The sequence below is a fragment of the Sphingobium sp. DEHP117 genome, from assembly GCF_030867385.1.
GTDB lineage: Bacteria > Pseudomonadota > Alphaproteobacteria > Sphingomonadales > Sphingomonadaceae > Sphingobium.
In genome coordinates, this window is sequence record NZ_JAPFBJ010000004.1 from 202,486 (window position 1) to 219,673 (window position 17,188).

Sequence of the window (17,188 nt, forward strand, 5' to 3'; positions counted from 1 at the left end):
ATTAGGGGGCTTGCATACCGTGGAGATTAAGATAAACTTAGTCTATTCAACTTAGCTAAGTAGCAAGCGATGGAAACAGTCAACATCCACGAGGCAAAGACGCATCTTTCACGGCTACTTGAGCGCGTGGCGAATGGAACCGCTGTAGTGATCGCTCGGGCCGGCAAGCCGATCGCGAAGGTTGTGCCGTTCGGTGCACCGGTCCCAACAAAGATGAAGCGTTTGGGTTTCCTCAAGGGTGAGATGCGCGTACCGGACGACTTTGATCGGATGGGCGCGGGCGATATCGAGTCGATGTTCGAAGGTTGAGCGATGAAGTTCCTGCTCGACACACATGTTCTCCTATGGGCTGCCGGATTTCCGGAAAGGCTCACGCCCGCGGCCCGCAAACTCATCAATGATGAAGCGAACGAACTCGTATTTAGCGCGGCCAGTCTCTGGGAAATCGCAATCAAGAATGCGCTTGGGCGTGAAGACTTCGCAGTCGATGCGCGGGTTTTACGCCGGGCGTTGATCGACAACGGCTACCTTGAACTCGCCGTCACCAGCGAACATGCCGTCGCAATTTCTCAGTTGCCGCCGATCCACAAAGATCCATTCGACCGAATGCTGATCGCGCAGTCGATTGAGGAAGGCATCACTTTGCTGACCGCCGACAAGACCGTTTGCCAGTACCCTGGACCGATTCGCGAGGTCTGACACCCAGTCACCACAACCAACCTTGATCAGTATAAGTCCGCGCCGTCCGCGATCAGCTCGTCCATTGCCTTCGAGCGAGTCTTGTCTCGTGCAGACTTGTACGCGAACACGTCCTCGGCCTGGAGCCGCCGATGCCGTCCCACCATGCTGTGCGGTATGTCTCCTTTCTCGATCAGCCTGATCAGGTAGGGGCGGGACATGTTGAGCAGGTCCGCTGCCTGCTGCGTTGTCAGCATCTGCTGGATCGGCACGAGCGTGACGGCATCCCCACTTCCAATGTGACGCAGCAGCTCCAGGAACAGATCCGACATCGCCGGTGTCAGGGTGATTTCAACCGGCTTTCTGGTCTTGGGATCCGGTATATGCAGCTTGGCTTCGCCGGCCTTCTGTGAGGCCAGGATACGCCGAAGCTGGTTGGCGATCTGGCGATCGTCGGCAGAGGGCAGCCTGTTGCCAAAAGGCAAGGCGTTGGCTGGCAGTGTCATCGTTTCTCTCCGCTGATGGATATATCCCTTAGCACATATTCGCAATAAACGCAACCTCGCTATGCATCCGTGTTCTGTGTGGATCGGTGTCCATGAGGCATAAAACGGGATGACGGTCTATTCGGTTCTGGGCCGCCTTGATGGAGGCGACAGCATTGATGACATCCTCGCCGATAATCCGCACCTGACCCGCGCGGCCCTCGAAACCGCGGCGCTATACGCGCGGACCCACCCGATGATGGGAAGGCCGGGCGGACGGCCATGGGCCAAAGCCGCTTGAAGCTATTAATTGACGAATGTCTCTCGCCGCAGCTGGCGGCGAGCATGACGCGATTCATCCGCGCGACATGGGCCCGCCTTGGCGAACCCGATCATGTCGTTCTCGCCCGTTGCCTTGCCGAGGATCGGGTGATCGTCACCGAGAACGCGGTCGATTTTCGGAAATTGGTCGCCCGCCAGGAAATCCACCCTGGTCTGATCGTCTTGCCGAGTGTTGCGCGCGAACGCTCGCTTGCTTTGCTACTTGCGGCGATCGCCCATTTGAAAACCCTGGGCACGCCGGGTGACGTGATCGTCAATCATGTCCTTGAAGTTGGCGTAGCGGGCCAACTCGCTATGTTTCCGCCGCCCTGAGCCGCAATTTACCATCACCGCAGTTTGATGGACCTTGCGATGTTATACCGTGGTCAATCGGCGTCGATTTGCAATCGGAAGTTGCAAAAATGGCCATATTTGCTATATTGCCCATAATGCCATTGAGGAGTAACGCCATGGCCCAGGCCAAGCAAATTGAGCGCAAGCGTGTGCCACTTACCAAATTCCACAATGCCACCGGCGAATATCTCGACATGGCGTTGCATATGCCGATCATTCTGACCAACCACGGCCGCAAGCGGCACATCGTCGCCGACAGCGCTTATTTCGAACGAATCGAGGCACTCGCCCGGGGCAATGTCCTCAAGGCCATGGACATCGAGGTCGCATCGAGCTTCGATATGCCTGACGAGTTGCGCCGACAGATCCTCGCCACCCAGCCCAGCGACGAGGAAATTGCCAGTGGCAAGTGGAACGATTGACGATCTGCGCATCGGGCAAGTCCTGCGCTACGTCTACCTGTTCCGCGAAGAAGCTGCTGCCGGTCGCGACGAAGGCGTCAAGGAACGTTTCGTCATCGTTCTGCACGTCGACCCTGCGCGTGGCCGCGTCTATGTCCTGCCGGTGACCACCAAGGGTGATGGCAAGCCTGGCGCGATCCCGCTCCCTGCCGAAGTCGCTGCGGCCGCTGGACTCGATCCGACCTCCTCGGTGCTGGTTTCCGAATATAACCATTTTCAATGGATGGGTTTTGACATTCGTCCAGTTGGCGAAGGTTTCATCGCCGGTCGTTTGCCGCCTGGCTTCACCGCAAAGATTCGCGCGGCTGCCGTTGGGGCGGTGCCGATCAACCGCGACTGACCAAAAGAATAGAAAGCCGGCTCGCGTCTACCGAGCCCAATAAGCGGCCAATGTGGTTGGCATCAGCAGCGCGAATATCTTCGCAAGGCCCTCGATGCCCAGCAAAAGCGGTAGAGCCACAAACGTAGGCTGTCGCGTCAGCGTGCCGGACGTTCACTGAGGCCAAGCGGCGAGGATCGACCGCTTCATTTTGCCCGTGAGGCATAAAACCGTCTTTATGCCTCACGCCACGACAACCGCTCCCGTGCAGTCGTGCCAGCGCCGGGAATATCCTGAAATTGTGAGGGGAGGGGGGCTGGAGTGGTTGAGCCGAAGGGCTCGGCCATTCCGGCTTTCAGGAGCACTCCCATGAACACACTCGAAATGATCTCTTTGGTCAAGTTGCGCTTGTCCGAAGCCAATGTCCGCAAGAACGACAGCAACCTCTTCATCGAAGAGCTTGCCGCCAACATCGAGGCCAAGGGCCTCCTCCAGAACCTGATCGTCGTACCCGCCAAGAAACGGGGCATGTTCGATGTGACCGCAGGCGGTCGCCGCCTGCGCGCGCTCAACTTTCTCCTGGAAGAGGGCAAGTTGCCCAAGGATCATCCGGTCGCCTGCCGCGTGCTCGACATCGATGCCGCCGAGCAGTCCGAACTGTCGCTGATTGAGAATGTTATCCGGCTCGACATGACGCCGACCGATGAAATCCGCGCCTACAAGCACTTCGTCAATGAAGGCAGCGATCTGGACGCGATCGCCAAACGCTTTGGCCGCACCCGCCGCTTTATCGAAGGCCGCCTGCGTCTTGCCGACCTTGCCGATCCGATCTTCGCCGCGCTCGAGGAGGGCAAGATCACCCTCGACGTCGCCAAGGCCTATGCCACCACCCCCAACCACGATCGGCAGATGATGGTCTGGAATGAGCTGTCGGACAGCTGGCAGGGCAACAACCCGGATTCCATCCGCCGCATGGTCACGCACAGCGCGATCCGCTCATCGTCACCAATGGCGAAACTCGCGAGCGAAGCGGACTACCTCGCGGCCGGCGGCAAGATCGAGCGGGATCTCTTCACCGAAGACGGCGGTGAGACCTGGATCGATGCTGAAATCGCCCAGCGCATCGCCGGCGAGAAGCTGCAGGCTTTCGCAACCCAGATCGCCGAAACCTCCGGCTATGCCTGGGTCCGGCCCGTTCTCGAGACCCGGATTCCCTACAGTGCGACCGAGGACCTTCATCAGGTCCACCTCGAACCGGCACCGCTCAGCGAAGAGGAACAGGCCGAAGCCGACCAGCTCCTTGAGACGATCTCGGCGCTCGAAGCGGAAAGCGAAGGGCTCGATGAGGACGACGAGGTTGCGGCCGCCGACTTCCAGACCCGCTGGGACGCCGCATCAAATGCGTACGACGCCCTCCATGACAAGCCGCTTGAGCGCCGCAAGGCGCGCGGCAGCGATGCCCCGGACGGTGCCAGCGGGACAAGGGAGGGCGGCGCGCCATTGTCAGCGCCCAAGCCGCTGTCGCAAAAGCTGGTCGAGGAACTCGCCGTCCAGCGCCGCGATATCCTCGCGGTCAATCTCGCGTCGAATCCGGCGATCGCGCTCGACTATCTGATCTTCGCCATTGCCGACACCCGTTCCCACTACAGCGCCCAGGGTCTTGGCACCTCGATCCGGGCATCCTCGCCCTCGCTCTATCTCGCAACCTATCCCGAATCCCCGGCGCATACGCTGATGGCCGACATGCGCGAAAATCTCGATCTTTCCTGGACCGAACATGACCGCACCATCGACCGATTTGCGGCGTTCAGCGCGCTCGACGACGATGCCAAGGCAAGCTGGCTTGCCTGGTGTGTGGCGAAGACGCTCGAGGCCAGTATGGGCGTGCCCAAGAAGCCCGGTCAGGCCGGTCCCGAGCCGATTGACATGCACGATCACCTGGGCGCACTCATGGACATCAGCGTGGCGGGGCACTGGCGCCCGACCTCGGCCAACTATTTCGACAGGGTGAGCAAGCAGACCCTGCTCGCGCACGTCACCGAGGTAGGCGGGCCGACCATGGCGGCAAGCTTCATGGGCTCGAAGAAGGGCGACCTCTCGGCTTCTTGCGAAAAGCTGTTCGCCGGCGAAACCATCGTCGCACCCGAGGTCAAGCAGGCCGCGCTCGCCTGGGTGCCCGAAGCCATGCGGTTCCGGGTACTCGCAGCCAGTGAACCGGAAGCCGGGGACGTGGGCGAGCCGGAACTCGAGCCCGATGCAGACGAGCTGGACCCCGCCGAAGAGCAAGGCGCCGAGCACGACGACACCGTCGACGCCTGATCCAAAACCAGTGCAACGCAGTCGCGGTCCGAGAGGTCCGCGGCTACGCGGCCGTGCTCCCAGGGATAACTGTCATGACCATATTGACCAAATTGCGCGCCCAGGTTTCTCCGCAAGCAATCTCCAAGGTGACCCGGATCTTCAACGGCACCCTCGACGACATCTTCAACGAACTCTTCCAGAACGCCCGGCGTGCCGGCGCCACGCGCGTCGTTGTCACCGCCGAACATGGCCCGGATACCTGCCTGATCACCGTCAGCGACGACGGTGACGGCATTGCCGATCCCGCCGACCTGGTCTCATTGGGCCAATCGGACTGGTCCGATGAGTGCCGCGCCCGCGAGGATCCTGCGGGCATGGGCTTCTTCAGTCTGGCTGGCCTAGACACCATCGTGAGTTCAAGCAGCGCGGCGGGCGCCTTCACGCTTGCGATCGCGGGCGATGCCTGGACGGGTGAGGCCGATATCGATCTGCTCCCGTGGGAGGGGCCGATGGGCACGCGGATCGCCTTTTCGTTCGTCGCCCAGCCCGACGGCAAACTCGAGCGCACGATCGCAACCGCGGCGCGCCATTTCCCGCTACCGGTCATCTACAACGGCAAGCCGCTCGAGCGCGCCGATTTCCTGGCTGGGGCGGAACAGATCGTCGAGCGCGGAGGATACCGCATCGGCGTCTTTCGCGACATCAACCTCGATCATGTCGATCGCATCAATTTCCACGGCCTCACCATCCGCCACAAGCTGCCGTCGATCAAGGAAGTCCACCACACGCTCTGGAGCGTCAAAGTCGACATCGTGGATGCGCCCGAACTGGTCCTTGTCCTTCCTGCGCGCAAGGAAATCTTCCGCAATGACGCACTTGAGACGCTCGTCGACCTGTGCCGCGAGGCCATCTTCGAGACGATCAGGCTGCAACCCCTTCATCGTCTCTCATTCGATGACTGGCTTTTGGCGCAAAGCTGCGATCCCGACTTTCCCGAGGCCGCGCGCGAACTGCCGCCCTGGGTCGCCTATTGTGCCCGTGACCAATATCGTGAGGTACCCAAATATACTGCGGTTACCGGCAAGGCAGCGATCTTCACCGAAGAGGATGCCTGCGGTTCCATCACCTTCGCGCGCTTACTCGCCTGTTCGCGAGGCGACACGGCCGATCTCGAACCACACCAACTTTCCGGTCCACTGCCACTAACCTTCTTCAGCCCGGTGCGCCAGTTCGCGGGTTACCCCTGGTATGATGCGCTGCCGACCTATCATTCCACAGAAAATGTCATGCTCGATGCAGAAGATGCTCCCGTTGACGATCAAGCCGGCCTTGCCACGATAAGACCAGACCGGATCATACTGGGTTTCGAAGATCAGAGCGGTGCAAAGCTCAACCTGGATACCGACTTCTGGATTGCGGAGGACGACAGCTGCTGGTCCGATCCCGACAATGCGCGCATCGCGCTCACGCGCGGATCGAAGCTCGATCCCTCCGATCTTACCGAGCTCATCATCGACGCGATCTTCTGTCCTTCGGACGATTCCGACGCCGACAGTTATGACACCCAGGAGACCCGCTTCCGCCACGACGCGGCGGTCCAGGCGCACACCATCCTCGAAGGTGAGGATGCGGCGATCCTCGCTGGAATCCGCATGGCCTTTGCCGACCGGATCGCCTGGCGCGTGCCGCACGGGCGAACGCTTCGGCTTTCATGGACCGATGGAAAAGGGGAGCTCGAACTGCTTGGCGCTTCAGGGGGGTCTGCAGCATGACCCGCCATCCCCGACCTGACGTCGCCCAGACGATCACCGATCTCATCCTCAGCAAGATCGAGACCGGCACTGCGCCCTGGCTCAAACCCTGGTCGGCGCTAAGCCAGCGCCCGCTGCGTCATAATGGCGTTCCTTACGCGGGAATCAACGTCTTTTTCCTTTGGGCGGTTGCCGAGAGCCGCGGGTTCTCCAGTCCCTATTGGATGACCTACCGCCAGTCAGCCGAGCTTGGCGGCCAGGTGCGCAAGGGCGAAAGCGGCTCGTTCAGCGTCTTCTATTCGACCGCGCACAAGACCGACACCGATCGGCAGACCGGTGAAACCAGCGAAAAAACGATCCGTTTCATGAAATGGAACCATGTGTTCTGCGCCGACCAGATCGACGGTCTTCCGGCCCATTATCACCCGGCACCGCCCGATCCTGCGGCCATCGGCGCCCTCTCGGCGAGAGCACAAGCCTTTCTGGATGCGGTGCCGATCAAGGTCATCCATGGCGGCGACAGCGCTTACTATTCGCCGCTCGTCGATACGGTCTGCCTGCCGCATCCGTGGGCTTTCCATTCGATCGAAGCCTATTTCTCCACAAGGGCCCATGAGATTTCACACGGCACTGGTCATGTGTCGCGGCTCAACCGCCAGTTCGGCAAGCGCTTCGGCGACGATGCCTATGCGTTCGAGGAACTGGTCGCCGGCCTCGCGCAGTCGATTCTCTGCGCCGAATATGGCCTGCCCAACGAATTGCACGACAGCCATGCCGCCTATGTCGGGCATTGGCTCGCCTTATGGCGAGGTGAGCATAACGCCAGTAATCGCGAGGTGTCGATAATGTGAAGGAACGCAGTTTCAGTGTCTGAAATGCGCAGAATTGCGACGTTATCTGACGGGCTTTGCTCCGCATTATTTCTCGACGAACCTCTGCGGTCGTTTGACCAGCAGAGGAGCCGTCAATGCCGAATACCGATTGCGAACTGATCTCCGAACTCAGATCCGTACTGACCAGCCAACGATACAGCCCGGTGGTGGCCGGGAACTACTGCGCCTATGCGCGCGGGTTCCTCGACTATCTTGCCCGGCGCAGCATCCCGATCGCGGAGGTGACCGAGGCGCAGGTGGGGTACTATTTGCACCATGCGATCACGATGTTCCGCAAACGTCATGGCCGACCACCAGGGCCGTGTTGGCACTCCATTCCGCGTTCTGGAATCCACGCCCTACTGCGGCTTGCACAGGGCCGTTGGCCACCCGCGCCCAAAGCGACATGTGCTGCTGACACGCTGCGCTTTACGATTTGCGACGAATACGAGATCTGGCTGCGCGAGGAGCGGGGCCTTGCGGAGCGCAGCATCTACGCATTGATGTGGGAAGGTCGGAACTTCCTGACCTGGCAGCTTGATCGATGCGGCGTCGACAGCCTGGTGGAAATGAGCGTCGGCGACATCGACCGTTACATGGATATGCGCAGCCCGCACCAAACGCGCAAATCGGTGAAGGACGTGGCGGAGCGTCTTCGCTCGCTGTTGCGTTATCTGCACCGTACGCGCCGCACCGCAATCGACTTGTCGCCGCACGTCATCGCCCCGCTATTGTATGCCTATGAAGGGGTGCCCTCGATCCTGGAGCGCGATCAGATCGCCGCCGTTCTGGAAACCGCGAGCAAAGACACAACGCCTATCGGGCTCAGAGATCAGGCGATCCTGCAACTGCTGGCGACTTATGGTCTGAGGTCCGGCGAAATCCGCAATCTGAAGATCGAGGATATTGACTGGCGGACGGAATCGATCCGCATCCTCCACACCAAGACCCGTGCCTGTTCCTATCTGCCGTTGATGGCTCCGGTGGGCGAAGCCATCCTCAGCTATCTGCGCTCGGGACGACCGCAGACCGACGCCCGCGAAGTGTTCGTGCGGACCCGTGCACCCTATGGAAGGCTCCGGGTGCTGCATAGTGCCGTCTTCCGGCGAATCCGGGATGCCGGGGTCAAGCCACCGGGGAAGTGTGGGCCACACATCTTCAGACATGCCCGCGCGGTCGAGATGCTGCGCGCCTCGGTCCCGCAAAAGGTGATCGGCGATATGCTGGGTCATCGTTCGACGGAATCTACCGCTCCGTATCTCAAGCTGGCAACCGAAGACCTGCGGGCCATCGCGCTCGACGTTCCGGGATCGGAGGTGCTGTCATGACGCCATGGCCCGATCCCGAACGACTGTTGATCGCGCGCTATCTCGCGGACCTTGGCCTGCGCAGCAAGAACAGCCGCACCTATTACAAACAGGTGCTCTACAGCTTCCAGGACGTCGCCGCGCGCCACACCGAACTCGGCCAAGATGTGCTGGTAGCCTGGTTGCGGGCGTGGTCCGACCGTTGGACAGCGACGACGCTGCTCCACCGCACCCGCATTATCGACCGGTTCCTCGATCACCTTGTGCAAACCGGGGCGATCCACCGCAATCCCGTCGTCGTCCTGCGCAAGGAGTGCAACGTCAAGCAGTGCATGCCGGTCTGGCGCGCTCTGGCTTCACGCGATCCAGAACAAGCCCTTGCCGAACTGCATCAGCCCAAACCGTTCGGCAGCGTGCTGGGCGCGATCATGGCCGAGCACGTTACGCTGATGCGCAACAGGGGGTACAAATATACCACGCAGCCTGTGTGGCTTTTGCGGTTCGACCGGTTCCTACAGCTGAACCCGGCGCTGCAGGATGAACCGATCGGGGTGATGCTCGAACACTGGGCGGCGGCGAAGGCCACGCGCAATCATCCTGCCGAATGCGAAAAGCTGAAGCGCGTCCTTGCGAAGATACTCCGCCACCGGGATCCGTCGATCCCACCGCGCCGACCGGACCCACGTCCGGGGAAGGAAGTGGCCAAACAATGGCGCAAACCTCATATCTATACGCCCGCCGACGTGCAGCATATGCTCGACATTGCTCGCTCTTACCCCTCTCCGCGAGCGTCGCTTCGCCCGTTGAGTGTCTACACGATGCTTCTGCTCGCCTATTGCGCGGGCCTGCGGCGCAGCGAGGTTGCCCGCCTTGATCTGGGGGATGTTGATCTTCAGGGCGGCACGATCACTATACGGCAGACCAAGTTCTACAAGACAAGGATACTGCCGCTGCCCGACACTGTGATGGCCGAACTTCGGGCGTACATCGATGTGCGGCGTCGCGCGGGTGCCCCGCAGGATCCGAGGTCAGGTCTGTTCTGGCACGAGCAGCGGAGCGGCCGCTATACGAAGCAAGCCGTCGCCTGGCTGCTCGTTGACGTCATACGCCGTGCCGGGCTGAAGCCACCGCAGGGGCGAACGGGACCGCGTTTGCACGACCTGCGCCACTCGATGGTCGTGAACCGGATCCTCGAATGGTACAGGACGGGCATCAACCCGCAGGACCGTCTGCCATTCCTCGCGACCTACCTCGGCCACCGGGATATCAACTCTACGCTGGTCTACATCACGGTCACCCAGGATCTGCTGCATTACGCAAACGAGCGGTTCCGCATGGTGGGCGCACCTTGCCTCAGCATGGAGCGGGAGGTGCAGACATGAGCAAGGCCAACCCGTTCCCGGTACTGATGCGCGCGTTCTTCTACGAATGGCTGGTCGAGCAGCGCAACGCATCCATCCATACAGTCCGATCATACCGCGATACCTGGCGGCTGTTCTTGCGGTTCGTCGCACAGCGGGCTGGAAGGAAGGTGGCTATGATTACGATGACTGATCTGGCCGCAAGCGAGGTCTCCGCGTTCCTCAGTTACGCTGAACATGAGCGCGGCGGCACGATCGGCACGCGCAACTGCAGGCTTGCCGCAATCCGCAGCTTCTTCCACTTCGTGGCGACCAGGGATCCTGCATCGATCGCGCAATGCGTCGAAATCCTCAACATACCCGTCAAGCGCACGCCGGTATCGGAGCCCTGCTATCTGGATCCGGCGGAAGTGACGGCAATTCTTGCCCAGCCTGACCGTTCGACGCTCGAAGGCATGCGCGATCATGTGCTGCTCTCGTTCCTCTACAACAGCGGCGCACGAATACAGGAAGCGCTCGACTTGTGCCCCGAAGCAATCCGGTTCGAAAGTCCGAGCTGCGTGCGCTTGACCGGCAAGGGACGGAAGGAACGCATCTGCCCGCTCTGGCCTGAAACAGCCTTGCTGCTGAAGAAGCTGCTCGAACGGCAACCACGGGCGCCTGACCAACGGCTGTTCGTTAACCGCTATGGCGAACCGCTCAGCGCGTCGGGCGTCCGATTCAAGCTTGCCGCCTACGTAAAGGCGGCGACCGAAGCCACACCAACGCTGCGTACCAAGCACGTGACGCCGCACGCCTTCCGGCACGCCACCGCCGTGCACCTCATATCTGCGGGCGTCGATGTTACAGTCATCCGCAGTTGGCTCGGCCACGTGAGCCTCGACACGACCAACCACTATGCCAGGGCCAATCTTGAAACGAAGCGAAAGGCCCTGGAACAGGTCGCCGTTCCGACAACACCCGGCGGTCAGCCTTCGTGGAAGCGCGATACAAGCGTGCTCGCCTGGCTCGACACGCTTTGAAATAATGTGAAGGAACGTTGGCAGGAAACCCCAGAACTCGGCCAATCTGGCCGCGTTCCTTCACATTATCGACACCTCGCGATTAGCCAGGATCCTCAAGGCCGACAAGACCGCGATCCTCCACGCCGCCGCCAGGGCCAAGCAGGCAGTGAAGTGGCTGCGCCAGTTCGATCCGGCGCTGGCCGAACCGCTGCGCGACGCCGCCTGAGTAAACGAGACCCGGTGAGGGGAGGGGGTTGAGGGCTTCGTGCTTTCACTATGGCACGGGAGCTTTTGCCAATGACCTATGATCTCGCCTTCCGCTTCCGCCGCGCGCTTCAGCCCGATGGGCTCGCGACCATACCGACCGCCACCCAGGCGGTCGTCGATGCGCTGCAGGACGCGCGCAATGCCGGCATCGATCCAGAACGCGATCCGGCGATCCTGCTCCTGGCTCGGCATCTGGGGCGCATCGCTATGGGTCAGGCATGCGACGCGACATTTCCGGAGGATCGCGAATTGCGTTTACAATGCTTTGCGCGCATTGACGAGCTCCGCGGCAAGCCAGCGCTTATCGCCCTTGCTCGGCGGGGCGTTGCCTATGATCTGGAAGCCAAGCGCGCCTTCCACCGCGAATCTCGCGCGGCACTGCAAATGGCTGCACGGCAGCTCGGGTTCCTACCCGACGACTATGACCTTCGCAACACCATGGCTGGACCCGCCGTCTCAGGGGAGATCACCCTACATGCCGATACACTTTACATTCAGGTGTCGATCTCGGTGATGGGGCAGGGCCGCGAGGTGCTGTTTCGCCAATGTCGCGGACGGCGGGATTATGTTGGAGACCGGAACCAGTTTTGCGACATCGCGGTGCTCGCCGACCCTGTCAAATTCGCGGCGCGCGTGCGCCGGGATACCGGGCTCGCGTTCGAACCCCGTCAGGCCGAACTCGTATAGGAGACGCCCCATGGGATGGCTCTTCATGATCTGCGACGGCATGGCGCTCGGGTCTATCCCGACAATCAATGCATTTGGCGCCGTGCTGGATTTGGCAACCTCGCATCCGCGCCACGGGTAGTTTCCATAGATCCTAGTCTTGCGCTTCTATATCATAAAGTGATATACTCTTCCTTAAAGGAGTTTGACCATGCCTTCCAGTTTCACCTTGGGCACTCACTTCGAAGGTTTCATCAAGCAGCAAGTGCATAGCGGTCGTTATGCATCAGCCAGTGAGGTCGTCCGCGACAGCCTCCGCCTGCTCGAGGAGCAAGATGCTGTGCGTCAGGCGCGGCTTGATGCGCTCCGCGCAGAGATCGAACATGGTGTCGCCAGTGGACCGGGCATCCCCGCCGACCAGGCTTTCGCGAACGCGCGCCGGCGGATTGCCGAGCTAGCCGCCGATGCAACAGATAAGTGATGCGGCTTGAGTTTTCGCCAGCGGCGGACGCCGATCTGGTCGAGATCGCCAGCTTCATTGCGCGCGATAATATCCCACGGGCCAGCACTTTCGTCGATGAACTTCAAGCGTCTTGCGCTATGCTCATCGATTATCCCCATACCGGTGTGTCCCGTTCCGACATTCGCCCCGGACTACGATCCAAGCCGTACGGAAGCTATGTGATCTTCTATAATGTTTTGGAGCGGGTCATCCGTATCGAGCGTATTTTGCACGGCGCGCGCGACATCGGCGCTGTCTTTCCGCCGGACTAACCAATATCCTTGCGTTTGAGTAAGGATGCCGAAGGGCGTTCCGATATGCTTGGCCCAGGGTGGGATCGCACCGGGTCGTCGGAATTTGCCTGCCCAATTCTGCCCGGGGCGGAATGGTGCACCTGCATAACTTGATCCACTTGACCAACCTTGCCGCATGACGGCGTCCTGGCGTCCGGCACGACCATCACAACCAACATCCATCATCAATCGTTGCGGTCTTTGACCGACCGGATTCCGGAGCCCTGTCGATGTTCCATTGCTCACTACCAGAGCCATCCGCAAAGCGCGCCAGACTATGCAGCATCGAGAACGCCAACCGGGTTGCGGGCCGAGTTGCCGAGCGCATGGCCACCGATACGGCCGTCATCACAACCGGCAATCCCCTGCAGCCGTTCCGTGTGGTGCTTGCGAGCGCTGCGCCGCCGGCCCGCACGGTTACCCGCGTCGTCATCGCCGGAAACGATGACGAACCCGGTGCTGCCTAAACGGCAAGGTACCCGATGACTGTCATTCCGGACAGGGGCCGCGTCCGACGAACCAGGACTGCCCAAGTTCAAAATCGGGATCGGTCGACACCAGTGGTCCATCGGGTGCCTCGGCAACATACGGCGAGATGAGGTCCTTGCGGCGCACCCGCGAGCGGCTGAGCCAGGCTGTGGTGCGACCGCGGGCCTTCAGCAGGCTGAGCAGCCAGTCCATCGCCTCGGCCATTTCGACGACGCCGCGCCCGGCGAGGCAGTAGTAGATCGCCCGCTGAAAATCGTCGCACGCATTGCTGAGGATCGCTGCAAGCTTGGCACGGCCACCCGGCGCATTTTCATGAACCAGTGACACTGCCTCGCGCAGTTCCCGGACCGAAAGATAGGCATCGTCGACTTCGACGCCGATGCACAGCGCCGCAATCGCTCGCCGCGCCGGCAACAGGCCCAGATCGCACGAGGCATCGCGCAGAGCAATGTCGAGATCGAAACGGTCGATATGGGCGGCGATGGGCATGGCTAAGTCCTTTCCAAAAAGAACGTAGCGTGAACGCTCTGACCCCGTCAACCACGAGGGAGGGGAGAGGGTGTGCGTTTGGCGATCAACTCAACGGGAGAAATCCATGACCCAAGTTGCCCAAGCGGCTCCGGCGGAAGCCGCCGACTGCACCTCCGAAATCGCGGCGCTGAACGATGCCGCGAGGGCAGGGACACTGTCGACGTCGCGCACTGTAATCACCCGCACGCTCTGCGATCTGATCGCCGGGCCGTCCGAGGATCCCGCTGTCCGCCAGACCCGGCTGTTCGAGGGACAGTGCGCCCTTCGCCGCCTCATCAACGAGACCCCGATTGATCCCGGCAATGATCCCTATGGCGAACGGGATTTCGGCGTCGTCCAGTTCCTCGGTCGCAAGCTCTTCTGGAAGGTCGACGCCTATGAAAACGACGGCACCTTCTCCTGGGGTGCCAGCAATCCCGCTGATGCCGCGACAAGCTACCGCATCGTCACCATCATGCTCGCGACCGATTACTGAGCCGATGTCACGCTACTCCTTGAAGCCGCTGCCTGAGCATGCCGACCTCTTCGAGGTGGCGCTGGGCTGGGACGCAGGGTTTGGCACCTACTTCCTGACGCTGTTCGGCGCGCCCGACCAGGACCGCGAAACCGATATTCGGCTCTGGCGCGGCACGCGTCCTCGCGAGATCGCCACGGCCGCTGCGCTCATAGCACTGGCGACACCCTATGCCGAACTCCCTGACGATCTCGCCCGGCGGCTTGAAATCGACCGCTTGGCGCGCCCCATAAATCCTGATCGTCCGGCGAGCGGCCTGCTGCAACAGCTGCTCGCCCGTCCCTTCGGCCCATCCTCCTGACTGGAAGGCAAACCCCATGTCCAACTGTTACACCCATTGCTGCTTTGGCATGACCCTGACGCCCGCCGAGGCGGCACTGCTGCGCGAAGCGATTACACTTACCGACTTCCTTGGGGACGAGCCGGATGAAGCCGAGGTGATCGAACACTGGCAGGGCCTGTCCGAAGACTTCCGGGCGCTGTTCGCGCCCGTCGATGACAATTCCGTGTCAGGATTCCTCAAGCTCTTTCCCGACAGCGATTTTCCGACGTTCGGCACCGATTTCGCTTTCGACGAGCGTGACGATGGCACGATCCTGGTCATTGCGAGAGCCGAGCAATTCGAGCCTGACGCGGTCGCCTCGCTGCTCCACCGCATTGTTACCGTCTCACTGCCGATCGTCGCGACGTGGTCTTTTGATTGTGACCGTCATGAAGTCGATGCTTTTGGCGGCGGGGCCTTTCGGATCGATACGGATGGCATTCACTGGCTCTCGACCAGCGAAGCCTTCGACAGGGAGCGTTTTGCCTCTCGGCTCGTCCTTACCACCCGCAATGATGAAGAAGGCCTGCTGTTCTGGAACAACGAATACGGCTTCGGCGCGCTTGAGGACGCGGACATTTACACCGAGGCCGAGGCAGACGAGCTCGGCACGGTGATCGCCGATGAAGAGCCCGAGTGGATCGCGTTGCCCCGTCGGTTGCTCGGCTGACCGCTACCCCAAAACTCCCAAGGCGGGCCTGCGGGCAGAGCCCGCAGCAACCGGCCTTCCGGCTGGGAGGGAAGGGGGGTGGGAAGGGGTGATCGGACAAGGGGTTCGGTCGCACTCATCCTCACGAAGGGAATGTCTCATGAATATCGGTGAAATCAAGAAGAACGCCAGCGGCCAGCTGATCGGCTCGGTCGAAACGCTCACCATGACCCGGACGATCGGGCTTCGCCCGCTCAGCTCCACCAATCCGCGCGCACCCAGGTTCGAAATCGTCGCGCTCAACGATCAGCGCCGCTGGGTGGCGGTCGGTGCCCTGTTCGAACTCGCGTCCAATGCGACCGGCGAGATTTTCTACCAGGGCAAGATCGACGACCCCTCGATGTCGCAGCCGCTCTACATCGCAGTGTTCCCGCGCGAGGACGGCACGATGGCGGTCGCTTGGCAGCGCCCGCGCCGTCGCGACAATCGCCTCGGCGCCAGCGAATATGGCGATGGTGACATGTTCGGTTCCGAGGAAGGGACTGAGCGCTCCACTGGCCAATCCGCCGCGCAAGCGGGTGATGGCCTAGGCGACAGCACGGCCGAGCCTCCGGCCCGCCGCGGACGCGCGCAGGCCAAGGATGCCGGTTCTGACAGTGAGGGCGCGATCCCGCCGCTCGTCGACGCCTGAGGCTTAAACGCTTCGGCTAACAGGCATGGGGGCCTGCGTCAGCGGGTCCCCATGCGCATGATCTCATCTTCACAACCTTGGCCGCGCCTCCCCCCGACGCGGCCCGAGGCGGAGCGCCGGCATTCCCCCCGCCCAGGCGTTCCGCTTCATTTTTTGCCTGCCAGGCTTCGGAGGCACACACGGTTTTTGCGAAGCTTTCAGGAGGGGAGGGGGCTCGCCCTCGATGCCAACAGTAGCGAAAGGACAGCATCATGGGCGACCGCGCACCCGTTCACATCACCATTGGCGGCAAGATGCTGCGCGATTGTCTTGCCGAGTTCGCCCGCCACGCGGCGGATTATGACCTCCGGATCGATTGGGACGCCGAGCCCTTCGATCCCGAAGCGATCACTGAAGGCGAACCGCTCGAGCTTTACGGCACCGAACTCAATGGCGGTCTCATCGACGAGATCGATACTTTCTGCGTCCGCCACGGTCTGCCGTTCCGCCGCTGGTCGGGCGGATGCCCCGGCGCATTCCATCCCGAGATCATACTCTTCGAAGGCGAGGGTCCGATCCGCGCATATATGGCGAGCGAGGATGAACAGCTGCTGTTCTCGCCAGCCAAGATCAAGGTCTTCACGAGGCTGCGCGACCTCAAGCGCGCAATTGCTCGCACAGAGCTGACCATGCCGCCTTTTGTACTCATCTGAGAGATCATCCATGGCCGACCCTGTTTGCCCTGCGGCTGTGCGCCGCGCCGCGGCTCTTGCCCGCTTTCCGCTGTCACGGGTGAGCGAGGCGTTCCACGACGACATGCTCACCGTCCTTCCGCCCGAATATATACGCGACATCGCCGGGTTCCTGGTCTCTGAAGCGGTCTGCGAAGACGTCCATGCCCAGTTCGTTGCGTGTGCGGGGCGATTCTATGGCGCCTATGTCGCGGTCAATGACCCGGCGACATGGATCACCTGGGCGCGCATCGCGAAATTCGATGCGGCTCATCCGAGCGCGTCCGAGCTGATCTGGTATCCCGGCCCGGACTGCGCCGCCTGAATGCGGGAACGGGGT

At 61.5% G+C, this 17,188-nt stretch carries 24 protein-coding genes; 22 read left to right on the forward strand and 2 right to left on the reverse strand.

Annotated elements, in window-relative coordinates:
- Positions 1-69: 69 nt before the first annotated feature.
- Together OOT33_RS17020 and OOT33_RS17025 are read left to right on the forward strand one after the other, a co-directional pair.
- Positions 70-309, forward strand: a complete 240-nt coding sequence (locus OOT33_RS17020) for a type II toxin-antitoxin system prevent-host-death family antitoxin (protein WP_307751082.1) — start codon at positions 70-72, stop codon at positions 307-309.
- A 3-nt stretch (positions 310-312) separates the two neighbouring features.
- Positions 313-699: a PIN domain-containing protein gene (locus tag OOT33_RS17025; RefSeq protein WP_307751083.1), complete on the forward strand. Its 387-nt coding sequence runs from the start codon at positions 313-315 to the stop codon at positions 697-699.
- Positions 700-725: 26 nt separating this feature from the next.
- Here the strand turns inward: OOT33_RS17025 and OOT33_RS17030 are convergent, their stop codons facing one another.
- Entirely contained in the window at positions 726-1,184 is a 459-nt protein-coding gene (locus OOT33_RS17030; RefSeq protein ID WP_307751084.1) for an excisionase family DNA-binding protein, read from the reverse strand.
- A 109-nt stretch (positions 1,185-1,293) separates the two neighbouring features.
- Between OOT33_RS17030 and OOT33_RS17035 the strand changes: the two genes are divergently transcribed.
- From OOT33_RS17035 to OOT33_RS17100, 14 genes are all read left to right on the forward strand, one after another.
- Positions 1,294-1,464 (forward strand): DUF433 domain-containing protein, encoded by a 171-nt coding sequence (locus OOT33_RS17035; RefSeq protein ID WP_307751085.1) that lies wholly within the window; start codon positions 1,294-1,296, stop codon positions 1,462-1,464.
- The gene (locus tag OOT33_RS17040) at positions 1,446-1,817 is read left to right on the forward strand and encodes a DUF5615 family PIN-like protein (protein ID WP_307751086.1); all 372 of its coding nucleotides are present in this window, start codon (positions 1,446-1,448) and stop codon (positions 1,815-1,817) included. Before OOT33_RS17035 ends, OOT33_RS17040 begins: the two co-directional genes overlap by 19 nt.
- 137 nt (positions 1,818-1,954) lie before the next feature.
- Positions 1,955-2,260: a type II toxin-antitoxin system prevent-host-death family antitoxin gene (locus OOT33_RS17045; protein ID WP_307751088.1), complete on the forward strand. Its 306-nt coding sequence runs from the start codon at positions 1,955-1,957 to the stop codon at positions 2,258-2,260.
- On the forward strand, positions 2,241-2,639 hold the full coding sequence (locus OOT33_RS17050; protein WP_307751090.1) for a hypothetical protein: 399 nt from the start codon (positions 2,241-2,243) through the stop codon (positions 2,637-2,639). The genes OOT33_RS17045 and OOT33_RS17050 overlap by 20 nt, the downstream gene beginning before the upstream one ends.
- A gap of 300 nt (positions 2,640-2,939) precedes the next feature.
- Positions 2,940-4,937 carry a ParB/RepB/Spo0J family partition protein gene (locus OOT33_RS17055; protein WP_307751091.1) on the forward strand — a complete coding sequence of 666 codons (1,998 nt, stop codon included), beginning with the start codon at positions 2,940-2,942 and terminating at the stop codon, positions 4,935-4,937.
- Between the two features lie 74 nt (positions 4,938-5,011).
- Positions 5,012-6,691 (forward strand): ATP-binding protein, encoded by a 1,680-nt coding sequence (locus tag OOT33_RS17060; RefSeq protein ID WP_307751092.1) that lies wholly within the window; start codon positions 5,012-5,014, stop codon positions 6,689-6,691.
- Positions 6,688-7,521 carry an ArdC-like ssDNA-binding domain-containing protein gene (locus OOT33_RS17065; protein WP_307751093.1) on the forward strand — a complete coding sequence of 278 codons (834 nt, stop codon included), beginning with the start codon at positions 6,688-6,690 and terminating at the stop codon, positions 7,519-7,521. Before OOT33_RS17060 ends, OOT33_RS17065 begins: the two co-directional genes overlap by 4 nt.
- Positions 7,522-7,637: 116 nt before the next feature.
- A complete protein-coding gene (locus OOT33_RS17070) occupies positions 7,638-8,870 on the forward strand; it encodes a tyrosine-type recombinase/integrase (protein WP_307749248.1) in 1,233 nt (410 codons plus the stop codon).
- Entirely contained in the window at positions 8,867-10,231 is a 1,365-nt protein-coding gene (locus OOT33_RS17075; RefSeq protein WP_307749247.1) for a tyrosine-type recombinase/integrase, read from the forward strand. Before OOT33_RS17070 ends, OOT33_RS17075 begins: the two co-directional genes overlap by 4 nt.
- On the forward strand, positions 10,228-11,232 hold the full coding sequence (locus OOT33_RS17080) for a tyrosine-type recombinase/integrase (protein ID WP_307749246.1): 1,005 nt from the start codon (positions 10,228-10,230) through the stop codon (positions 11,230-11,232). Before OOT33_RS17075 ends, OOT33_RS17080 begins: the two co-directional genes overlap by 4 nt.
- 279 nt (positions 11,233-11,511) lie before the next feature.
- Positions 11,512-12,168 carry a hypothetical protein gene (locus OOT33_RS17085; RefSeq protein WP_307751095.1) on the forward strand — a complete coding sequence of 219 codons (657 nt, stop codon included), beginning with the start codon at positions 11,512-11,514 and terminating at the stop codon, positions 12,166-12,168.
- Between the two features lie 190 nt (positions 12,169-12,358).
- The gene (locus OOT33_RS17090) at positions 12,359-12,628 is read left to right on the forward strand and encodes a type II toxin-antitoxin system ParD family antitoxin (protein WP_307751097.1); all 270 of its coding nucleotides are present in this window, start codon (positions 12,359-12,361) and stop codon (positions 12,626-12,628) included.
- Positions 12,628-12,921, forward strand: coding sequence for a type II toxin-antitoxin system RelE/ParE family toxin (locus OOT33_RS17095; protein WP_307751099.1), 294 nt, complete (start codon positions 12,628-12,630; stop codon positions 12,919-12,921). The genes OOT33_RS17090 and OOT33_RS17095 overlap by 1 nt, the downstream gene beginning before the upstream one ends.
- Positions 12,922-13,172: 251 nt before the next feature.
- Positions 13,173-13,409 carry a hypothetical protein gene (locus OOT33_RS17100; RefSeq protein WP_307751100.1) on the forward strand — a complete coding sequence of 79 codons (237 nt, stop codon included), beginning with the start codon at positions 13,173-13,175 and terminating at the stop codon, positions 13,407-13,409.
- A gap of 22 nt (positions 13,410-13,431) precedes the next feature.
- Here the strand turns inward: OOT33_RS17100 and OOT33_RS17105 are convergent, their stop codons facing one another.
- The gene (locus tag OOT33_RS17105) at positions 13,432-13,920 is read right to left on the reverse strand and encodes a hypothetical protein (RefSeq protein ID WP_307751101.1); all 489 of its coding nucleotides are present in this window, start codon (positions 13,918-13,920) and stop codon (positions 13,432-13,434) included.
- 106 nt (positions 13,921-14,026) lie between these two features.
- Between OOT33_RS17105 and OOT33_RS17110 the strand changes: the two genes are divergently transcribed.
- The 6 genes from OOT33_RS17110 to OOT33_RS17135 all read left to right on the forward strand — a co-directional run bounded on the left by OOT33_RS17110 (position 14,027) and on the right by OOT33_RS17135 (position 17,173).
- Positions 14,027-14,437, forward strand: coding sequence for a DUF3768 domain-containing protein (locus OOT33_RS17110; RefSeq protein WP_307751102.1), 411 nt, complete (start codon positions 14,027-14,029; stop codon positions 14,435-14,437).
- A gap of 4 nt (positions 14,438-14,441) precedes the next feature.
- The gene (locus OOT33_RS17115) at positions 14,442-14,777 is read left to right on the forward strand and encodes a hypothetical protein (RefSeq protein WP_307751103.1); all 336 of its coding nucleotides are present in this window, start codon (positions 14,442-14,444) and stop codon (positions 14,775-14,777) included.
- 16 nt (positions 14,778-14,793) lie between these two features.
- Positions 14,794-15,468: a hypothetical protein gene (locus OOT33_RS17120; RefSeq protein ID WP_307751104.1), complete on the forward strand. Its 675-nt coding sequence runs from the start codon at positions 14,794-14,796 to the stop codon at positions 15,466-15,468.
- A gap of 139 nt (positions 15,469-15,607) precedes the next feature.
- Positions 15,608-16,138, forward strand: a complete 531-nt coding sequence (locus OOT33_RS17125) for a DUF736 family protein (protein WP_307751105.1) — start codon at positions 15,608-15,610, stop codon at positions 16,136-16,138.
- Positions 16,139-16,389: 251 nt separating this feature from the next.
- Positions 16,390-16,830: a hypothetical protein gene (locus tag OOT33_RS17130; protein WP_307751106.1), complete on the forward strand. Its 441-nt coding sequence runs from the start codon at positions 16,390-16,392 to the stop codon at positions 16,828-16,830.
- A gap of 10 nt (positions 16,831-16,840) precedes the next feature.
- Positions 16,841-17,173 carry a hypothetical protein gene (locus tag OOT33_RS17135; RefSeq protein WP_307751107.1) on the forward strand — a complete coding sequence of 111 codons (333 nt, stop codon included), beginning with the start codon at positions 16,841-16,843 and terminating at the stop codon, positions 17,171-17,173.
- The last annotated feature ends 15 nt before the right edge of the window (positions 17,174-17,188 follow it).

Excerpts from the sequence above, each read along its gene's own strand:
- OOT33_RS17020 (WP_307751082.1), top strand. The coding sequence starts at position 70 with ATGGAAACAGTCAACATCCACGAGGCAAAGACGCATCTTTCACGGCTA.
- OOT33_RS17025 (WP_307751083.1), top strand. The coding sequence starts at position 313 with ATGAAGTTCCTGCTCGACACACATGTTCTCCTATGGGCTGCCGGATTT.
- OOT33_RS17030 (WP_307751084.1), bottom strand. The coding sequence starts at position 1,184 with ATGACACTGCCAGCCAACGCCTTGCCTTTTGGCAACAGGCTGCCCTCT.
- OOT33_RS17035 (WP_307751085.1), top strand. The coding sequence starts at position 1,294 with ATGACGGTCTATTCGGTTCTGGGCCGCCTTGATGGAGGCGACAGCATT.
- OOT33_RS17040 (WP_307751086.1), top strand. The coding sequence starts at position 1,446 with ATGGGCCAAAGCCGCTTGAAGCTATTAATTGACGAATGTCTCTCGCCG.
- OOT33_RS17045 (WP_307751088.1), top strand. The coding sequence starts at position 1,955 with ATGGCCCAGGCCAAGCAAATTGAGCGCAAGCGTGTGCCACTTACCAAA.
- OOT33_RS17060 (WP_307751092.1), top strand. The coding sequence starts at position 5,012 with ATGACCATATTGACCAAATTGCGCGCCCAGGTTTCTCCGCAAGCAATC.
- OOT33_RS17065 (WP_307751093.1), top strand. The coding sequence starts at position 6,688 with ATGACCCGCCATCCCCGACCTGACGTCGCCCAGACGATCACCGATCTC.
- OOT33_RS17070 (WP_307749248.1), top strand. The coding sequence starts at position 7,638 with ATGCCGAATACCGATTGCGAACTGATCTCCGAACTCAGATCCGTACTG.
- OOT33_RS17075 (WP_307749247.1), top strand. The coding sequence starts at position 8,867 with ATGACGCCATGGCCCGATCCCGAACGACTGTTGATCGCGCGCTATCTC.
- OOT33_RS17080 (WP_307749246.1), top strand. The coding sequence starts at position 10,228 with ATGAGCAAGGCCAACCCGTTCCCGGTACTGATGCGCGCGTTCTTCTAC.
- OOT33_RS17085 (WP_307751095.1), top strand. The coding sequence starts at position 11,512 with ATGACCTATGATCTCGCCTTCCGCTTCCGCCGCGCGCTTCAGCCCGAT.
- OOT33_RS17090 (WP_307751097.1), top strand. The coding sequence starts at position 12,359 with ATGCCTTCCAGTTTCACCTTGGGCACTCACTTCGAAGGTTTCATCAAG.
- OOT33_RS17095 (WP_307751099.1), top strand. The coding sequence starts at position 12,628 with ATGCGGCTTGAGTTTTCGCCAGCGGCGGACGCCGATCTGGTCGAGATC.
- OOT33_RS17100 (WP_307751100.1), top strand. The coding sequence starts at position 13,173 with ATGTTCCATTGCTCACTACCAGAGCCATCCGCAAAGCGCGCCAGACTA.
- OOT33_RS17105 (WP_307751101.1), bottom strand. The coding sequence starts at position 13,920 with ATGCCCATCGCCGCCCATATCGACCGTTTCGATCTCGACATTGCTCTG.
- OOT33_RS17110 (WP_307751102.1), top strand. The coding sequence starts at position 14,027 with ATGACCCAAGTTGCCCAAGCGGCTCCGGCGGAAGCCGCCGACTGCACC.
- OOT33_RS17115 (WP_307751103.1), top strand. The coding sequence starts at position 14,442 with ATGTCACGCTACTCCTTGAAGCCGCTGCCTGAGCATGCCGACCTCTTC.
- OOT33_RS17120 (WP_307751104.1), top strand. The coding sequence starts at position 14,794 with ATGTCCAACTGTTACACCCATTGCTGCTTTGGCATGACCCTGACGCCC.
- OOT33_RS17125 (WP_307751105.1), top strand. The coding sequence starts at position 15,608 with ATGAATATCGGTGAAATCAAGAAGAACGCCAGCGGCCAGCTGATCGGC.
- OOT33_RS17130 (WP_307751106.1), top strand. The coding sequence starts at position 16,390 with ATGGGCGACCGCGCACCCGTTCACATCACCATTGGCGGCAAGATGCTG.
- OOT33_RS17135 (WP_307751107.1), top strand. The coding sequence starts at position 16,841 with ATGGCCGACCCTGTTTGCCCTGCGGCTGTGCGCCGCGCCGCGGCTCTT.